At 71.6% G+C, this 18,732-nt stretch carries 13 protein-coding genes; 7 read left to right on the top strand and 6 right to left on the bottom strand.

The annotated features are described in order from the left end of the window. From LQ326_RS12210 to LQ326_RS47825, 3 genes are read left to right on the top strand one after another with little or no spacing between them, the layout of a single operon-like run. A complete protein-coding gene (locus LQ326_RS12210; RefSeq protein ID WP_234535623.1) occupies window positions 1-1,254 on the top strand; it encodes an AAA family ATPase in 1,254 nt (417 codons plus the stop codon). After that, window positions 1,254-1,934, top strand: coding sequence for an RloB family protein (locus LQ326_RS12215; RefSeq protein WP_234535625.1), 681 nt, complete (start codon window positions 1,254-1,256; stop codon window positions 1,932-1,934). The genes LQ326_RS12210 and LQ326_RS12215 overlap by 1 nt, the downstream gene beginning before the upstream one ends. Window positions 1,935-1,982: 48 nt before the next feature. Continuing rightward, window positions 1,983-5,300, top strand: coding sequence for an N-6 DNA methylase (locus LQ326_RS47825; protein ID WP_308401905.1), 3,318 nt, complete (start codon window positions 1,983-1,985; stop codon window positions 5,298-5,300). Between the two features lie 66 nt (window positions 5,301-5,366). Here the strand turns inward: LQ326_RS47825 and LQ326_RS12230 are convergent, their stop codons facing one another. Both LQ326_RS12230 and LQ326_RS12235 read right to left on the bottom strand, forming a co-directional pair. Further along, window positions 5,367-6,422, bottom strand: a complete 1,056-nt coding sequence (locus LQ326_RS12230) for an esterase-like activity of phytase family protein (RefSeq protein WP_234535627.1) — start codon at window positions 6,420-6,422, stop codon at window positions 5,367-5,369. A gap of 111 nt (window positions 6,423-6,533) precedes the next feature. Further along, a complete protein-coding gene (locus LQ326_RS12235) occupies window positions 6,534-7,379 on the bottom strand; it encodes a serine hydrolase (protein WP_234535629.1) in 846 nt (281 codons plus the stop codon). Between the two features lie 72 nt (window positions 7,380-7,451). On the opposite strand from LQ326_RS12235, the gene LQ326_RS12240 reads away from it, so the two are divergent. Next, window positions 7,452-7,955, top strand: coding sequence for a hypothetical protein (locus tag LQ326_RS12240; RefSeq protein WP_234535631.1), 504 nt, complete (start codon window positions 7,452-7,454; stop codon window positions 7,953-7,955). On the opposite strand, the gene LQ326_RS48665 is transcribed toward LQ326_RS12240, so the two are convergent. After that, window positions 7,944-8,975 (bottom strand): 3-alpha domain-containing protein, encoded by a 1,032-nt coding sequence (locus tag LQ326_RS48665; protein WP_372496817.1) that lies wholly within the window; start codon window positions 8,973-8,975, stop codon window positions 7,944-7,946. The genes LQ326_RS12240 and LQ326_RS48665 overlap by 12 nt on opposite strands. On the opposite strand from LQ326_RS48665, the gene LQ326_RS12245 reads away from it, so the two are divergent. Next, entirely contained in the window at window positions 8,860-12,672 is a 3,813-nt protein-coding gene (locus LQ326_RS12245; protein ID WP_234535632.1) for an ABC transporter ATP-binding protein, read from the top strand. The genes LQ326_RS48665 and LQ326_RS12245 overlap by 116 nt on opposite strands. A 112-nt stretch (window positions 12,673-12,784) precedes the next feature. Beyond that, the gene (locus LQ326_RS12250; RefSeq protein WP_234535634.1) at window positions 12,785-13,177 is read left to right on the top strand and encodes a hypothetical protein; all 393 of its coding nucleotides are present in this window, start codon (window positions 12,785-12,787) and stop codon (window positions 13,175-13,177) included. Between the two features lie 104 nt (window positions 13,178-13,281). On the opposite strand, the gene LQ326_RS12255 is transcribed toward LQ326_RS12250, so the two are convergent. Continuing rightward, window positions 13,282-15,156 carry a glycoside hydrolase family 3 protein gene (locus LQ326_RS12255; RefSeq protein ID WP_234535636.1) on the bottom strand — a complete coding sequence of 625 codons (1,875 nt, stop codon included), beginning with the start codon at window positions 15,154-15,156 and terminating at the stop codon, window positions 13,282-13,284. A gap of 287 nt (window positions 15,157-15,443) precedes the next feature. Between LQ326_RS12255 and aroA the strand changes: the two genes are divergently transcribed. After that, complete coding sequence (gene aroA, locus LQ326_RS12260) at window positions 15,444-16,697, top strand: 3-phosphoshikimate 1-carboxyvinyltransferase (RefSeq protein WP_234535638.1); 1,254 nt, start codon at window positions 15,444-15,446, stop codon at window positions 16,695-16,697. Here the strand turns inward: aroA and LQ326_RS12265 are convergent. Both LQ326_RS12265 and LQ326_RS12270 read right to left on the bottom strand, forming a co-directional pair. After that, a complete protein-coding gene (locus tag LQ326_RS12265) occupies window positions 16,681-17,481 on the bottom strand; it encodes a sugar phosphate isomerase/epimerase family protein (protein WP_234535640.1) in 801 nt (266 codons plus the stop codon). The two genes, aroA and LQ326_RS12265, sit on opposite strands and share 17 nt — an antisense overlap. A gap of 34 nt (window positions 17,482-17,515) precedes the next feature. Continuing rightward, window positions 17,516-18,451, bottom strand: coding sequence for a bifunctional helix-turn-helix transcriptional regulator/GNAT family N-acetyltransferase (locus LQ326_RS12270; RefSeq protein WP_234535642.1), 936 nt, complete (start codon window positions 18,449-18,451; stop codon window positions 17,516-17,518). Window positions 18,452-18,732 lie beyond the last annotated feature (281 nt).

The following is an 18,732-nucleotide window of genomic DNA, read 5'->3' on the forward strand; positions in this document are numbered from 1 at the left end:
GTGCTGCTGAGGTTCCGTGTCGCGAACGTGCGGTCCCTGCGCGACGAGCAGGAGCTGTCCTTCGTGACCCCCGAGGATGAGCCGACGTTTCCGGCCCGTCCGGTACGTCTGGCGGGCGACCGGTCGATCGGTGTCTTCCCGCTGGTCGGAATCTTCGGCGCCAACGCCTCCGGCAAGTCGAACGTGCTCGCGGCACTCGTGGACATGCGGAGCGCGGTGCTCGACTCCTATGCCCGCTGGGCCTCGTACGACGGCGTGCCCCGCTCGGTCTTCGCGCTCGACCCCAAAGGGACCGAGGAACCGAGTTTCTTCGAAGTGGATCTCCTGCTGGACGGGGTTCGCTGGACATACGGATTCGAGCTGGGCGGCAGCCGCGTGGAAGCCGAATGGCTGCACAGCTACCCGCGCGGACACCGGCAGGTCTGGCTGGACCGGGACGCCTCCCGCGCCGAGCCGTACGACTGGCCGGGAAGCCGGGTCAAGGACCGTGCGCAGCTCGCCCGGCGCACCCGCCCCAACGCCCTCCTGCTTTCCACCGCGGGCACCGACAACCATCCGCAGTTGTCGCCTCTCTTCCACTGGTTCCGCCGCAACCTGTGGCTGATCGATCCGGAGGTCGAGCGGGACCAGCGCGAGGCGTTCACCCGCGAGGAACTCTCCGGAACCCGCGCCCGCCGTATCGAGGAACTCCTGCGCGTGGCCGACCTCGGCATCACCGGGACCGAAGTGGTGGACGATGGCAGAGGCCGGTCGACCGTCCGGCTCGTCCATCGCTCGACCGCCGGGGAGGCCGCCCTCGACTGGCAGACCGAGTCCCTCGGTACCCGCTCCTGGTTCGCCCTCCTCGGCCCGCTGCTCCTGGCGCTCGACGAAGGTGCTGTCCTGCTCGTCGACGAACTGGACGCCAGCCTGCATCCGCGCTTCGCCGCTGAGGTCGTCCGGCTCTTCAACGACCCGTACGCCAATCCCGACGGTGCCCAGCTGGTCTTCACGTCACACGACCCGACGGTTCTGACCACCCCCAGCGGCGGCCGGCTGCTCGATCCCGGCCAGGTATGGCTGACGGAGAAGGACGCGGACGGGGCGACCGAGCTGTATCCGCTGACGGCGGCGTCCCCGGCGAGGGAGGAGGACCTGATGAAGTCGTACCTGGCGGGGGCCTTCGGTGCGGTGCCGTCCCTTCACGAGGGCCAGATCGCCCGCCGTCTGCTCGCCGACCAGCAGCAGGACGCACCCGAGGCGGGGCGGAGCTGATGGGGAAGGCGAAGCAGGGGAAGGAGTCGCTGGGCCCCGCGCAGCGGCGTGGACGGCGCAAGAGGGTCGTCCATGTCTTCACCGAGGGGCTGGTCACGGAACCCTCCTACATCGACATCATCAGGGCGTGCGGTGAGCCGGCCGACCCGGTGGTCACCGTCGAGGTGCGGATCGCGAACGCCTCTGCTCCGGGCTCCCAGCGCAAGCCGCTCAAGCTTGTCGAAGCGGCGGTCGACCTGATGAGCGACGAGCAGCGGGCGGCCAGAAAGAACGGGCTGGCGAAGGAGTACTGGCCGCAAGTCTGGGTTTTGTTCGACCGGGACGAGCACGAGGGCATCGAGACCGCGCTCAAGCACGCCCGCGAGGGGAACGTGAAAGTCGCCTTCTCCCATCCCTGCTTCGAGGTCTGGCGTCTGCTGCACCACAAGCCGGTCACCGGCACGTTCGGCGGAGTCTGCGGGCACGTGACCACGAGGCTGCCCTTCGCCAGGGATCCGAAGGACGGAGCCAACATCAAAGTGGTGCTGCCGCACCAGGTCACCGGACGCTATCGGGAGGCCCAAAAGCGCGCCCTTCAGATGAACGCGGAGCACGGTGACCATGTGGCGCTCGTCAACCGGGACCCGTACACCAATGTCCACGAATTCGTGGAACACGGGCTCGGAATCGTTGCGTACTGACCCCACCTGCCACCACCTGACACCATTTCAGGCCGTAGGGAGCCGTTCGTGGCCAAGCTCACGCTCACCCAGTTGGAGCGGCACCTCTTCGCCGCCGCCGACATCGTCCGGGGGGCGATGGACGCCTCCGAGTACAAGGACTACATCGTCGGCCTGTTGTTCCTGAAGGGAGCCAACGACGAGTTCGACGCGGCGCGTGAAGTGATCGAGGAGCATGCGGCTGCGGAACTCGGTCTCACCGGCGGGGCGTTGGCCGACCTCCTCGAAGATGAGTCGGCGTACCGAGAACGCGGTGTGCTCTTCGTACCGAGGATCGCCCGCTGGGCGGAGATATCCACCGCCACGCACGACATCGCCGAGGGCCGACTGCATCCGGCGCTGCGGGCGCTGGAACAGCAGAACCCCACGCTCCAGGGGCTCTTCAGCCACCTCGACTTCGGCCGGATCGGCGGATTCGGCGGCTCCTCGACCGCGCGTGCCGACCAGCGGCTGAAGCTGCTCATCGGGCACTTCGACCGCGTGCGGCTGAGCACACGTGACGTCGAGTCCCCGGACGTGATGGGTGCCGCGTACGAGTACCTCATCAAGGCGTTCGCGGACTCGGGAGGCCGGGCCGGCGGTGAGTTCTACACACCACGCCCGGTGGTCCGGATGATGGTGGACCTGCTGGCACCCGAGCCGGGCATGCGGATCTACGATCCCTGCGTGGGCTCGGGCGGCATGCTCGTCTCCGCCAAGGAGTACGTGGAGGAGCACGGTGGCGACGCCTCGGCCATGTTCTTCGCCGGCCAGGATGCCAACAACGGGTCCTGGGCGACGGCGACGGTGAACCTGGTCCTCCACGGGGTGCGCCGGTTCGACCTCCGCACCGGGGACACGCTCACCGCACCGGCACACGTGCCGACTTCGGACGTCGACCGGTTCGACGGAGTGCTCAGCAACCCGCCGTTCTCCATGGACTACACGCTGAGCGATCTGGCGTACCCGGAGCAGCGTGCGGCGTACGGGGTGACGGGCGAGCGCGGCAAGGCGGACCTGATGTTCGTCCAGCACATGCTCTGGGAGACCCGGCGTCAGGGACGGGGCGGCACGGTCGTCACGGTCATGCCGCTCGGTGTGCTGTACCGGGGCGGCGGAGAACGGACGGTCCGCACGAAGCTGTTGGACGACGACACGATCGAGGCGGTGATCGGCCTCGCTCCGAACCTCTTCCACGGCACCGGCATGCCGGCCTGCGTCCTGGTACTGCGTCCGCCGGGGAAGAAGGACCCGGCGCGGGCGGGCAAGGTTCTGTTCATCAACGCGGACCGCGAATTCCGTGCGGAGCGCGCGCAGAACGTGCTGCTGGCCGAGCAGTCGGAGAAGATCACGTCCGTCTTCCACGAGTTCGTGGAAGTGCCCGGATTCTCGCGTCTGGTCGACCGCGAGGAACTACGGGCGAACGACGACAACCTCAACGTCCGCCGGTACGTGGACAGCACGCCGCCTCCGGAGCCGCAGGACGTGCGTGCGCATCTGGTGGGCGGTGTGCCCCGCGCGGAGATCGAGGCGAAGCGGGAACTGCTCGGCGCTTATGGGATAGCACTGACCGACCTCTTCGAGGAGCGCCTTCCGGCCGACCCCGAGTACGTCGACTTCCTGCCGAAGGGCCGACGGCCGGACACCGAATGGTTCGCCGACCTGGCCCGTCCCCGGGAGGAGCTGCTCGGCGTGGCCTTCAGCGAGTGGTGGGAGACGGAGGCAGGGCATCTGGTGGCACTGGCCACGTCCGCCGAGAGGTCGGCGGGTCCGTTGTCGGCTCGGCGCCGGGCGGCGTTGTGGGCCGCGCGGGAGTCGCTGGTCGAGTCCTTCGTGACCCGCCTCGGCGAAGTCGGGCTCGTCGACCGGTCCGCCCTCACGGGCGCGGTGATCGACTGGTGGCGCGAGGCCAGGTATGACCTGCTGGCGCTCGCCGAGAGAGGGTTCGCGGGGGTACTCGACGGCTGGATGGCGGATGTCGTGACACAGCTCGCGCCGGAAGCCGACCCGAGAACCGGTGCGCTGCGCCGGCCGACGGCGGGGGAGCGGCGTGCGGCGTACCAGCACAGGCTCGTGGCCGCTGTCGCCCCGGAATTCCTGGCGGAGCTGGCGGCGGCGGACGCGCGGAGGGCCGAACTCGACGAGCGCTGGCACGAGCTGCGCGCCCGGCCGGACGAAGGCGACCGGGAGGACGACGGGAGCGGCGGCGAGTCCCCGGCGCAGGAGGCGGCTGCCGCGGGCGAGGAGCAGCGGGCGGAACTTGCTCAGGTGAAACGTGAGCGTGCGCATGCCATCACCGTGGTCCGTCGCCTCGAAGACGGCGCGCAGGAGCGGCTCACCAGCGCTCGAGCCGCCCTGGCCGCCGATCACCAGGAGCGCCGGGCGGTACTCGACATCCTTCGCCAGGGGCTGCGGCGCAGGCTCGACGACCTTCTGCGGGGCCGGCGCCAGGAACTGGTCCGTGCCTATGAGAACTGGTGGGAGAAGTACGGACTGTCCTTCCGGGAGATCGAGCAGCAGCTGAAAGAGACGACGGGCACCGGTCCCGCCCCGACCTACCCCTGGTCCCGGCGGTGCGCATGGGAAGTTATGGCCGACGGTACACACCTCCTCGCCGACCGGACCGTGGTGGCCGATGTGGTGCACTCCCTGATCGAGGCCGAGAAGGACGTCGAGGGGGAACTCGCCAAACTGGATGTCGAGGAACTGCTCGCGCTGCTTGCCGCGGTCGACTCCCACGAGGTGGGCCGGGCGCGGCGCTTGCCCCTGCGTGAGGTGGCCGAACTGGTACGGCCCGTCATCGCCCCCAGCGCGGGGGACAGCCTCGGGATACCGGTTCTCCGCCCGGCGGACCTGACCGAGCGCGTCCTGGCGCCCCCCGCCCGGCAGACCGCCGAAACCGGACTGTCACCACGTCAGCCGAGGCTGCCGGCGACACTGCGGTCAGGAGACGTCCTGTTCGCACCCGCGGATGCGACGGGACGGACCTTCCGCGCCGCTGTGTGGCGAGGTGGAGCCGGGCAAGCGACGTACAGTCCTGGCGTCCTGTGCATCAGGCCCGACGTCGGCCGTCTGTCCGCGGATTACCTGGTCGCGTGGCTGATGCTGCCGGAAGCCCAGGAAAGCGTGTACACGGTGGCACGGTCCGACGGCGACCTGCGCCTCGTGAGTCCGGCAAGGCTGCTCGACGTGGAAGTGCCTGTACCGGTCCCAGCGGCCCAGAAGGAGTTCACCGAACGTGTAGCCATGCTGGCCCGGGAAGGGGGGGTGCGTCACGCTCAACTCGCCAAACTCCGCCTGGTGAAGGGCATCCTGGTACGCAACCTCACCGCGACCGCACGCGGCTGACAGCCGTGCCGACGCGGGTCTGTACCTCGGCGGACCCGCGCCGTGCCACCTGCCCGGCAGCATCTGTCAGACACGGACTCGCAGGTAGTAGAACCGCGTCGTCTGGGCGGCGTTCTGGTTGTCGTCGCTGACCAGGAGGACCTTGTACGCGCCCTTCGCGCGGCCGGTGACGACCATGCCCTCGATGTTGTCGAGGAGCGGGTTGGGCTGCGGCTGCTTGGCCGTGGCGCCCAGCGACGGGCAGCTCGCGATGTCCGTGAGCAGGGTCTTCCTGATCAGCCGTACACCGGCCTGCCCGGTGAGGTTCTCGATGCCGCTGGTGTCCGTGGCGCGCCGCGGGTCGGCCAGGAAGAGGCGGACGGTGTTGCCGACACCGGAGGTGAAGCCGCGCTCCAGGACGAGGAGACGGCCGTCGGGCAGCGCCTGCACCTCGGGAACGCCGAGGGTCGGGTCGTCGGTGCGGTAGGCGTACTGGGCCGACAGCCTGAAGTGGTCGTCCTTGGTGCGCTGCCAGGTCTGGAAGCGGACGATCCCGGCGGTGTCGCCGGAGATGGCGTACTCCATCGACGCCAGCAGGGTGCGGCCGCCGTTCAGGAGGGTCAGGCCCTCGAAGGTCTGGTTGGCGGTGGCCCGCCCGGCCGGGGAGACCAGGAGGGCGGAGGGCACGGGGAGGCGGTCCAGGATCTGGCCGTCCACCGAGTAGCGGCGGACGGACGGTTCGGTCTCGGAGGTGATCAGGCGGGTGCCGTCCCGGTCCACGACCAGGCCCTCGGAGTCGAGCGCGGCGCCGTGCTCGTCGGCGAGCCCGACGACCCTCTTCGGCGCGAGGGTCTTTGCGTCCAGGTCGAAGAGGTAGGACCGGTCGGCGAGGGCGGCCAGGGAGCCGTCCCGGTCCACCGCGAGCGCGGAGAGGTTGCCGACGAAATAGCCGCCGAAGGACGTCTTGTCCAGGGCGTCGGAGAAGCCGTCGAGGGAGACCGAGGGCGAACAGGCATGGGTGGCGGCGGAGTTGGCCGCGGCGGTGCTGCCGGTCGCGACGGCGTCGGCGGATCCGGCGGCGGCCAGACAGGTGGCCGCCGCCAGGCCGGCGGTGACGGTGGCGAGTACGGTTCGCAGGCGCATGACGATCACCGTAGGGCGGATCGGCGACGGAGAGGAGACCGCCCCGTGAAGGAAAGGGGCGGTTTACGGCCAAAGGGTGACCACCGTTCGCCGCGGCGGCCGCCGTCCGCCTCAGGAGGCCGCGAGGTCCTTGTGGATGACCTTCGCGACGGCCTGGATGGTGTTGATGCCGTAGCTCATCGTGCTGTTGTCCTGGGTCAGCACGGTCATCTGGTAGTCGTGGCCGCGGCCGGTGAACGTGCCCAGGCTGTGCACCCGCCAGCCGTGCGTGGCGCGCTGCAGCCAGCCGTTCTTGACGTGCACGGAGACGCCGGACGGGGCGCCGTACGGCGTGCCCCACCGCTGGGACGAGACGACCTGCCCCATCAGCTTCAGGATGTAGGCCCGCGAACTGTCGCTGAGCACGGTGTTCTTGGCGGTGACGAGCGCGAGCAGCTTCTGCTCGTCGTGCACGTCGATCTGGGTCAGCCCCCAGTAGTTGTTCGCGCCCGGGGTGGTCTGCGTCATCCCGGCGGCGGTCAGGAAGCCCTTGATCTTCGTCAGGCCGAGCTGCTTCCACAACGTGCTGGTCGCGTCGTTGTCCGACTTGGTGATCATGGCCTTGGCGAGCGACTGCTCGGTGGTGGTCAGGCTCCGGTTGTGCTTCGTCGCGTCCCACAGCAGCGTGGCGAGGACGGTCACCTTGACCGTGCTGGCCGAGTCGTAGTGCGTGGTGGAGCGCAGGGCGCAGGTCGTCTTCGTCGAACGGTCGTACAGGCCGACGGCGATCGTCCCCTTGCGGTTCGCGATGGCCGCGGTGATGTCCTTCTTCAGCTTCGTGGCCAGAGCCGCCTTGGTGGACGTGCAGCTGACGGTGGGCGTGGCGGCCGAGGCGGGCGCGGCGCCGGCCACGCCGGCTATGAGAAACCCGGTGCCGAGCGCGGTGGCGACCAGGCTTCTCCTTCGTCTGTGAGTCATAACCGTGTTGACACACGGGTTCGCGCGAATGGTTGTACGAACGCTCTGGTCTTTAAGGAAACATGCCAGAGGATGGAGCCCATGCGAAACCACCCGAGAGTGTGGGCAACGGCGGTATCCACGCTGCCGGTTGCGCTGTTCGCCGCCACCGGCTGCGGCAGCGGTCCCGGCCACACCGCACCCGCCCCGGCGACCAGGACGCCGGCCTCCGCCGCCAGGACATGGGACTCCGTCACCAAGGCGCCGGCGTTCCCCGACGGTGAGGTCGTCGCCCAGGCGGCGAACGCCACCGGGGGCCGGGAGATGGAGATCAAGGGCGGCGTCGGGAGCGGCATCCTCTCTGTCCAGGTGCAGTGCGAGGGCAAGGGCGAGCTGACCGTCGACCTCGAACCGCTCGGCTTCCGCTTCCCGTTCGCCTGTGCCGCCGGCGAGGTCAACTCCATTGACAACGCGGTGAACACGAAGGGCATGGCGCGCCCCGGCACACCGGGCACGCTGCGGGTGACCGCGTCGGCGGGTGTCCGGTGGGCGATCACCGTCGGCCGCCAGGACGCGTCCGGTGGATCAAATTCCTAGTGGGCTCGTGCCGCTGCCGGCCGGCGCGCTCACGAGTCGCTCAGGGAGCGCGGAACGTCCCCGGCTCCGGCGTGGAGGGGGAAAACCTGCGCCGTGATCGCTCGATCTCCGTGACGACGACAGGTAACTCGTCGCCGGTCCGGAACGCCTCCGGCGCACCGGCCGCAGGCTCGGACTGCCAGTCCATGCGCGCCGCCCTGACACCCGCCGCCGGCTAACGGCGTCGGCTCTCGGCGATCGGTACTGACCGGGGCGGCCCCCGGGCAGGGCCGTGCCGTCGGTGGTGCAGACGGGGACCGAGGAGACGTCGGCGGTCTCGGGGAAGATACGGGCGACGCGCATCGGCCGGAAGCCCGGCGCCCCCGGCTCGGGACCGGGCTGCCCGGCGGCGGCGAGTCCACGGAAGGACTGCTGCCAGCCGGGGCTGAGGTCGGGGACGCGCAGGGCGGTGCGCAGCTTGGCGGGGTCGCGGCCGGGCAGGTAGAGCAGCGCGTCGGCGTCGGCGACGCCGGGTTCTCCCGGGCCCCTGCGGACGAGGGTGATGTCGTCACCGGCCTCGACCCGCGCCCACGGACCGGCCGCGCCCCCGCAAGGGGGCTGCGCCCACGAACCGGCCGCGCCCCCGCAAGTCGGCCGCGCCCCCGCAAGTCCCGCCCACGGACCGGCCGCCCTCACGGACCGGCCGCCCTCACGGACCGGCCTCGTTCCGGCGGGCTGCTCCCGCTGTCCCTCCCGTCGGCTTCCCCTCCCGTCGGCTTCCCCTCCCTCGGCGTCTCCTCCCTCGGCGTCTCCTCCCTCGGCGTCTCCTCCCCCGGCTTCCCCCAGGACTGTTGCGGAGGGATGAAATCCGCTTCCTTCCGTGTTGTGACGTTGCGGACGGGCAGGGCGAACGAAGGGCATCCGCGTGGCAGCGCAACAGGGGGAGCGGCGGCAGGACGGCTGGGCGCGCAGGCTGGCCGGGTATGCCTGGCGGCATCCCCGGGACGTCGTGCTCGCGCTCGGGTCCTCGCTGGCCGGCATGGCCGTGCTGGCCGTCGTACCGCTGATCACCAAGGTGATCATCGACGACGTGATCACTGATCACAGCCGGTCCATGGGGCCCTGGGCCGGCGCCCTGGTCGGCGCCGCGGTCCTCGTCTACGCGGCCACCTTCGTCCGCCGCTACTACGGCGGCCGGCTCGCCCTGGACGTCCAGCACGACCTGCGGACCGAGATGTACGACACCCTGACCCGGCTCGACGGCCGGCGTCAGGACGAGCTGTCCACGGGCCAGGTGGTGGGCAGGGCCACCAGCGACCTCCAGCTGATCCAGGGCCTCCTCTTCATGCTGCCGATGACCATCGGCAACGTCCTCCTCTTCCTGATCTCCCTCGCGATCATGGCCTGGCTGTCGCCGCCGCTCACCCTGGTCGCCCTCGCCGTCGCCCCGGCCCTGTACTGGATCGCCAAGCGCAGCCGCAGCAAGCTCCACCCCGCCACCTGGTACGCCCAGGCCCAGGCCGCCGCCGTCGCCGGCGTGGTCGACGGCGCGGTGAGCGGTGTGCGGGTGGTGAAGGGGTTCGGGCAGGAGGAGCAGGAGACCGGGAAGCTGCGGGAGGTCGGGCGCCGGCTCTTCGCCGGGCGGCTGCGCACCATACGGCTGAACAGCAGGTTCACCCCGGCCCTCCAGGCCGTCCCGGCCCTCGGCCAGGTGGCCATGCTGGCGGTCGGCGGCTGGCTGGCCGTGCGCGGTCACATCACCCTGGGCACCTTCGTCGCCTTCTCCTCCTACCTCGCCCAGCTGGTCGGCCCGGTCCGGATGCTCGCCGTGGTCCTCACCGTCGGCCAGCAGGCCCGCGCCGGCACCGAACGCGTCCTGGAGCTGATCGACACCCGGCCCACCATGACGGAGGGCACCAAGACCCTCCCCGCCGACGCGCCCGCGACCGTCGAGTTCGACGACGTGTCGTTCGGGTACGACCGCGCCCCCGGCCGGGCCGGCCAGGTCCTGAGCGGGCTCAGCTTCGAGATACGGCCGGGCGAGACCCTCGCCGTCGTCGGCTCCTCCGGCTCCGGCAAGTCCACGGTCTCCCTCCTGCTCCCCCGCTTCTACGACGTCACCCACGGCGCCGTCCTGATCGGCGGCCACGACGTCCGCGAGCTGACCCACGACTCGCTGCGGGCCGCGATCGGCCTGGTCCCGGAGGACTCGTTCCTCTTCTCCGACACGGTCCGCAACAACATCGCCTACGGCCGTCCCGACGCCACCGAGGACGAGATCCTCGCCGCCGCCCGCGCCGCCCAGGCCGACCGTTTCATCGCCGAGCTGCCCGGCGGCTACGACACCAAGGTCGGCGAACAGGGCCTGACCCTCTCCGGCGGCCAGCGCCAGCGCATCGCCCTCGCCCGCGCCCTGCTCACCGACCCCCGTCTCCTCGTCCTCGACGACGCCACCTCGGCCGTCGACGCCCGCGTGGAACACGAGATCCACGAGGCCCTCGCCCACGTGATGCGGGGCCGCACCACCCTGCTCATCGCGCACCGCCGCTCCACCCTCAACCTCGCCGACCGCATCGCCGTCCTCGACGGCGGCCGGCTCGCCGACATCGGCACCGACGAGGAGCTCCAGCAGCGCTCGGCCCTGTACCGCAGGCTTCTGACCGACCCCGACGAGCTGGGCGGCGTCTCCCCGGGGCACGCCCTTCCGGCCGCCTTGCGCGAGGACACGTCCGTACGCGAGGAACTGGACGCCGAGTTCGACGCCGAGCGCGGCGTGACCCCGCGGCTGTGGACCGGCGACCGTACGCCCCGCGACCTGGCCCTCGCCGGCACCCCGGCCACCCCCGAACTCCTCGCCCAGGTCGAGGCGCTGCCCCCGGCGACCGACACCCCCGACGTCGACGAGGCCGGCGCCGTGCGCCCCGAGGACTCCTACGGCCTGCGCCGCCTGCTGCGCGGTTTCGGGCTGCCCCTGCTGGTCAGCCTCGGCCTGGTCGCCGTGGACGCCGGCATGGGCCTGCTGCTCCCGGTCCTGATCCGGCACGGCATCGACCAGGGCGTCAGCAAGATGGCGCTCGGCGCGGTCTGGGCGGCCTCGCTGCTCGGCCTGTTCGCGGTGCTCGCCCAGTGGGCGGCCCAGATCGGCGAGACGAGGATGACCGGCCGTACCGGCGAGCGCGTCCTCTACGCCCTGCGACTCAAGATCTTCGCCCAGCTCCAGCGGCTCGGGCTCGACTACTACGAGCGTGAGCTGACCGGCCGGATCATGACGAGGATGACGACGGACGTGGACGCGCTGTCCACCTTCCTCCAGACCGGCCTGGTCACCGCCTTCGTCTCCGTCGTCACCTTCTTCGGCATCATGGCCGCCCTGCTGGTGATCGACGTACAGCTCGCGCTCGTCGTCTTCATCACCCTGCCCCCGCTGATCGTCGCGACCTTCTTCTTCCGCCGGGCGAGCGTGAAGGCGTACGAGCTCGCCCGTGAGCGGGTGTCGGTGGTCAACGCCGACCTCCAGGAGACGGTGTCGGGCCTGCGGATCGTGCAGGCCTTCCGGCGCGAGAAGGACAGCGGCCGGCGCTTCACCGAGCGCAGCGAGAGCTACCGCGAGGCCCGCGTCCGGGGCCAGTGGCTGATATCGGTCTACTTCCCGTTCGTCCAGCTGCTGTCGTCGGTGGCCGCGGCGAGCGTGCTGACGGTGGGCGCCCACCGGGTGGCGGCGGCGACCCTCACCACCGGCGCGCTGGTCGCGTACCTGCTCTACATCGACCTGTTCTTCGCCCCCGTCCAGCAGCTCTCCCAGGTCTTCGACGGCTACCAGCAGGCCACCGTCTCCCTCGGCCGCATCCAGGAACTCCTGCGCGAGCCGACGTCCACGAAGTCGGCGGCCAGGCCCGTGGAGGTGACCTCGCTGCACGGCGACATCGCCTTCGAGGACGTGTACTTCGCGTACGGCGCCGCCGACGTGGGCGACGCGGCGCTGGGCGGCGTCGACCTGACCATCCCCGCCGGGCAGACGGTCGCCTTCGTCGGCGAGACCGGCGCCGGCAAGTCGACCCTGGTCAAGCTGGTCGCACGCTTCTACGACCCCACCGCGGGCCGGGTGACGGTCGACGGCACGGACCTGCGCGACCTCGACCTCACCTCCTACCGGCACCGGCTCGGGGTCGTCCCGCAGGAGCCCTACCTCTTCCCGGGGACGGTCCGGGACGCCATCGCCTACGGCCGCCCGGACGCGACCGACGCCGAGGTGGAGGCGGCGGCCCGCGCGGTCGGCGCCCACGAGATGATCGCCACCCTCGACGGCGGCTACCTCCACGAGGTGGCCGAGCGCGGCCGCAACCTCTCGGCGGGCCAGCGCCAGCTGATCGCCCTCGCCCGCGCGGAACTCGTCGACCCCGACGTGCTGCTCCTGGACGAGGCGACGGCGGCCCTGGACCTGGCGACGGAGGCTCAGGTCAACCTGGCCACCGACCGCCTGGCGGGACGCCGGACGGCCCTCCCGTCGCCCGACCACCACCCCTCAATGAGCGCTTACGCGCGCACCACCTTGATTGTCGCCCACCGGCTGACCACTGCCGCCCGCGCCGACCGGGTGGTGGTCATGGACCACGGCCGGGTCGCCGAGGACGGCACCCACGACGAACTGCTGGCCCGCGACGGCCGGTACGCCGAACTGTGGCGCACCTTCATCGGCCAGCCCGAGGAGCCGGAGGAGCCGGTGGGCGCGACCCGCTGACCCGTCCCCGGGGACTCGCGGCCCTGACGGCCGTGCAACCATCCGACACATGTCGGGCGTCCGTACATCCGTACGGTGATGGTGCACGGCTGCGGTACGGGAGGGGACGACTGTGGACAGTGGTGCGATACGCCGGTGGTTCGCGCTCGGTGCGGCCGCGCTGGCCGCCTCCGGGGCGCTCGCCCTCGTGGCACCGGCCGAGGCCCAGGCCGCGACGGCCGCGAACTGCGCCGGACGCGAGGTACGGACCCTGTCCTTCGCCACCGGCACCGTGCACGTCTACCGGCAGGGCGGCTACGTCTGCGCGATCACCCTCCCCAAGACCTCCGGCGGCAGGCGGATGATGTCCGTCAGCGTCCAGGCCCGCGGCAACCGCCCGGTGGTCGACAAGGGCAAGTACAGCTACCGCGCGGGCCCGGTCACCGTCCACGCCGGACACCGCTGTGTGTGGGTGAAGGGCGCGGTGGACCGGAGTTCGGTGAGCTCGGGATGGATCCTGTGCTGAGGGGCCGGGGCTGACACCCGGCGTTCACACCCGGCGGGCGCGGCCCACCGGGTGCTCGCCGCCGGGCTGGACGTACAGGTCGGATACGTGGCCTGATGCGGCGTCTAATACGTCAGACCGTGGCCGATCGGATACAGCACCCGTGTCGGATCGTCCGCCCGCTGCACCGGCACCGGGAGTCTGCCGCGCGGTGCCACCCGGCCGGCGATCACCCGTGCCGCGGCCCGCAGTTCGACGTCGGTCCACGAGTAGGTGGCCAGGCAGGCGTGCACGAAGGCGAGTTGGGCGACGTCGTACGGATTGCGCATCGCCACCGCCACCACCGGGCGGCCGGTCGCGACCAGTTGCTCCACCAGCTGCCGCTGTCCGCCGCCCGCCGTGACGTTGTACGTACCGACGACCACCGCGTCCGCCGCCCGCGCCGCCGAGACCGCCTTGTCGACGGTGGCGGCGGACGGCGCCGTACCCGTCGGCAACGCGGTTGTGGTGAAGCCCAGTTCGGTGAGGGCGGCGGCGAGCACACCGGTCGGCGGGCCGGTCGTGCCGGACGGCGAGTCCGGGTCGGCGCCGACCACCAGCACCGTGCCGTGCGTGCGAGGGGAGAGGGGAAGCAGCCCGCCCTCGTTGACCAGCAGGGTGGTGGTGCGTTCGGCGATCCGGTCGGCGGCGGCGAGGTGCTTCGCCGTGCCGACCACCCGGCCGACGTCCTTGGCGTTGACGTACGGCCGGTCGAGCAGCCCCAGCCGGGACTTCAGCCGCAGGATCCGCAGCACCGACTCGTCCAGCCGGGACTCGGTCAGCTCTCCGTCCTGTACGGCCTTCAGGACGGCGTTCCAGGCGATGTCCAGGGTGGGCGGGTTGAGGAGCTGGTCGGCACCGGCCTTCAGAGCGAGCACGGGGACGCGGTCGTCGCCGTACTTCGTGCGGACCCCCTCCATGCCCAGGGAGTCGGTCACCACCACCCCGTCGTAGCCGAGTTCGCCGCGCAGGATGCCGGTGAGGACGGGGCGGGAGAGGGTGGCCGGGTCGCCGGAGGCGTCCAGGGCCGGGAACTGGATGTGCGCCGTCATGATCGAGTCGACGCCGGCCGCGATCGCCGCCCGGAAGGGGACCGCGTCCAGTTTCTCCCACAGTTCCCGGCTGTGCGTGATCACCGGGAAGCCGGTGTGGCTGTCGACGGCGGTGTCGCCGTGCCCCGGGAAGTGCTTGGCGGTGGCCGCGACCCCCGCTTCCTGGTACCCCCGCACCTCGGCGGCGACCAGTGTCCCGACCGCGTCCGGAGCGGCCCCGAAGGACCGTACGCCGATGATCGGGTTGGCCGGGTTCACGTTGACGTCGGCGTCGGGGGAGTAGTCCTGCCGGACGCCCATCGCCCGCAGTTCCGCGCCGGAGAGGCGGCCGAGGGTGCGGGCGTCGGCCGGGGAGCCGCCCGCACCCACGGCCATGGCGCCCGGGAAGAGGGTGGCGGGCTTGCCGATCCGGCAGACCGCGCCGTGCTCCTGGTCGGTGGCGATGAGCACGGGCAGACCGCGCGGCCGGGCCAGCGAGGCCCGCTGGATCCCGTTGGACAGTTCGGCGATCTGCCGGGGATCACGGGTGTTGTGCGCCCAGGTGAAGTAGATGATCCCGCCGACACGGTACTTTTCGACCAGCTCGGCGGCGGTGCGGACGCCGATCTCCTTGAGGTTGGCGTCGATGTCGGCCTGGTCGGGGTCGGTGGCGGAGTCCCCGTAGACCCGCATCACGAACAGCTGCCCGACCTTCTCTTCCGGCGTCATCCGCGCGATGAGCGCACGGAGTCTGTCGTCGTGGGGGTTCCTGGCGGGGGAGTTCTCGTCGTCGGCGCCGAGGGCGTTCGCACCGGTGCCGACGGCCAGTCGCGCGGTGACACCCGCGGTCGCGGCGAGGACGGTACGTCTGGAGGGCACGTGCGCTCCTTCCGGTGGGAAACCGGCTGAAGGAAACTTCCGTGTGGTCATGCGTATGCGGGAAGTTTCTTTCCGTCAAGGCAACGCACGTTAACGGGAAAGAGGCCGCCATCGGCGCATTGGAGGGGCACGTCGACGGCGGTGGGCCGACGGCCGTGGTGCGGCGGAGAACCGTAATCCGGGAGGGGGAGCTGAAAGGTGCGTCAGGGACAGCGCCCCTGAAAGGGGCGCGGGGAACTGCGCGACCAACCCCCACCCGCCCGCACCCGACGAACGACCCGTTTCACCTTGTGGAAACCCCCCGCACTTGAAACCCCCAAGCGGCGATCATGGGCGGTATGCCCCTCGTCGCCATCCCCGGTTCCAAGTCCGTCACCGCCCGCGCCCTCTTCCTCGCGGCCGCCGCCGACGGAGTCACCACCCTCGTCCGCCCGCTCCGCTCCGACGACACCGAGGGCTTCGCCGAGGGCCTGGCCCGGCTCGGCTACCGGATCGGCCGCACCCCCGACACCTGGCAGGTGGACGGCCGCCCGCAGGGCCCCGCGCTGCCCGCGGCCGAGGTCTACTGCCGGGACGGCGCCACCACCGCCCGCTTCCTGCCCACGCTCGCCGCGGCCGGCCACGGCAGCTACCGCTTCGACGCCTCCGAGCAGATGCGCCGCCGCCCGCTCGGCCCGCTCACCCGCGCCCTGCGCGATCTCGGTGTCGGCCTGCGCCACGAGGAGGCGGAGGGGCACCATCCGCTGCGCATCGAGGCGGCCGGGGTCGAGGGCGGCGAGGTGACGCTCGACGCCGGGCAGTCCTCGCAGTACCTCACCGCCCTGCTGCTGCTCGGCCCGCTCACCCGCAAGGGCCTGCGGATCCGGGTGACGGACCTGGTGTCGGCGCCGTACGTGGAGATCACGATCGCGATGATGCGGGCGTTCGGGGTGGAGGTGGCGCGGGAGGGCGATGTCTTCGCCGTCCCGTCCGGCGGCTACCGGGCCACCACCTACGCCGTCGAGCCCGACGCCTCCACCGCCAGTTACTTCTTCGCCGCGGCGGCCGTGACGGGCCGTGAGGTCACCGTCCCCGGGCTCGGGCAGGGCGCGCTCCAGGGCGACCTGGGCTTCGTGGACGTGCTGCGGCGGATGGGCGCGGAGGTGGAGGTCGCCGCGGACCGTACGACCGTGCGGGGCACCGGCCGGCTCCATGGTGTCACCGTCGCCATGCGGGACATCTCCGACACCATGCCCACCCTCGCGGCCATCGCCCCCTTCGCCGACGGCCCCGTCCGTATCGAGGACGTGGCCAACACCCGCGTGAAGGAGTGCGACCGGCTCGACGCCTGCGCGGAGAACCTGCGCCGGCTGGGCATCGAGGCCGCCACGGGCGAGGACTGGATCGAGATCCGCCCCGGCACCCCCGCCCCGGCTGAGATCAAGACCTACGGCGACCACCGCGTGGTGATGTCCTTCGCGGTCACCGGCCTGCGCACGCCGGGGATCTCCTTCGACGACCCGGGGTGCGTGAAGAAGACCTTCCCGGGCTTCCACGAGGCGTTCGGCGCGCTGGCCGCGGGGTGGGGGATCCCGGTCACGCCGACTCGGTGAGCAGCCGGGCCAGGTGTTCCCGGCCCGCGGCGAGCAGGCCGGGCAGCGGGGCGGCGGACTCGTACCAGCGCTTCTCGTACTCCCAGCACAGCCAGCCGTCCCAGCCGTGCCGGGCGAGGACCTCCACGCAGTCGGAGAGGGGGAGGACGCCGGCGCCGAGCGGGAGCGGGGTGGTGTCGTCGGCCGAGGCGATGTCCTTGACCTGGACGTAGCCGAGGTGCGGGGCGAGGGCCGCGTAGGTGTCGGCGGGCTGTTCGCCGCCCAGCCAGGTGTGCATGACGTCCCAGAGCGCGCCGACCATGCGGTGGCCGACCGGGCCGAGGACGCGGATCGCGGCGGCGCCGGTGCGGTGCGAGTCGTGGGTCTCCAGCAGGAGCCGGACGCCGAGCGCGGCGGCGTCCTCGGCGACCGTGCCGAGCCGCCGGGCGGCGATCGCGTCGGACTCGGCGGCGGGCAGGGACGGGTCGGCGCCGGGGAAGACGCGGGCGTAGGAGGCGCCGAGGTCGTGGGCGAGCTGGAGGAGCCCGCGCATCTCGTCGATGACCGGGGCGTCCGCACCGGGCGCCGCGACCCGCGCGTACCCGGCGACGCCCAGGACCTCCACCCCGGTCGCCTTGAACTCGGCGGCCACGTCGGACCGCGCGGCCGGGCCGAGGCCGGGATGCACGGGCTCTTCCGGGTGGGCGCGCAGTTCGACGCCGTGGTAGCCGTGGGCGGTGGCGAGGGCGAGCACGTCCGGCAGCGGCAGGCCGGGCACCCCGAGGGTGGAGAAGGCGAACTTCATGCTCCCCAACCTACTTCTGTCCCCGACCTGCTTCTCACTTACCGGTCGCGTGCAGGTCCAGCCGCCAGTCCTGGCCGACCAGGTCCCTGCCGAAGGAGCGGTGCGGTTTCTCGGCGGTGAGGACGAAACCGTGCCGCTGGTAGAGGCGGCGGGCGGCGGACAGAACGTCGTTGGTCCACAGCACCAGGTCGCGGTAGCCGACCCCGCGGGCGAACTCGGTCACGGCGGTGACCAGATGGTCACCGATGCCGAGGCCGCGGGCCTCCGGCTCGACGAGCAGCAGCCGCAGCCGCGCGGTGCCCGGGGCGTCGTCCCGTACGCACATCACGCAGCCCACCGGCCGCCCGGCCCACTCGGCGATCCAGGTCCGCTCCAGGTGCGGGTCGTGGTCCTCGGCGTAGTCGGCGACGATCCGGGCGACCAGGCCCTCGTAGTCGGTGTTCCAGCCGTACTCGGCCGCGTACAGGGCGGCGTTGCGCTGCACGATCCAGCCCAGGTCACCGGGGTGCGGCTCGCGCAGCACGACCTCGCCGGGCCCGGCCGGGGCGTGCCCGTCGCCGAGGATCGTGCGGATGGTGCGCATGGCCTCGGCGAGCCGGGGCCGCTCACCGGGGTCGACGGCGCCCAGCAGCGAGCCGACCGATTCCCGGGCGCGCTCGTCCAGCAGCTCGGCGGCGGCCCGGCCGCCCGCGGTCAGGGACACGCGCCGCCGCCGCGGGTCCTTCTGCGAGGGCGCGCGCTCGATCAGCCCGGCCTCCTCGAACTTGTTGAGGATCCGGCTCAGGTACCCGGCGTCCAGCGCGAGATCGGACCGCAGGTCGGCCGCGTCGGTGTCGGCGGAGTGCGCCAGCTCGTACAGCACGCGGGCCTCGGTGAGGGTGTACGGGGCGTAGAGGTGGCGGCCGTAGTCGAGGGCGCCGATGAGGTTGGTGTAGAAGCGGTTGAACGCACGGACTTCCTGGACGGTCATGGCTGGACCCCGATGGTTGACTGAGTCAGAGATACCGTGTCTCCGAGGCTACCCGCCGCCCCGCCCGGCCGGAAGGTGCCGGCCCGAACGGCGGTTCATCAGGCTTTACTTGTTCTTTTTGTCCGGACCTGGTCCTGCTTTTGACTTCGGCGCCCCCTCGCCGTAGGTTTATACACGAACGTCACTTATGTCCGTTTCAACCAGGACGTGACGTGGTCCGCCGAAGGGCCCGGACGGTGCCGAGAAAGCCCGGCATCGCGGGCGGCGGACGCGCCCAGAGC

Source organism: Streptomyces shenzhenensis (genome assembly GCF_021462265.1).
In the GTDB taxonomy this organism is placed as follows: Bacteria; Actinomycetota; Actinomycetes; order Streptomycetales; family Streptomycetaceae; genus Streptomyces; species Streptomyces shenzhenensis.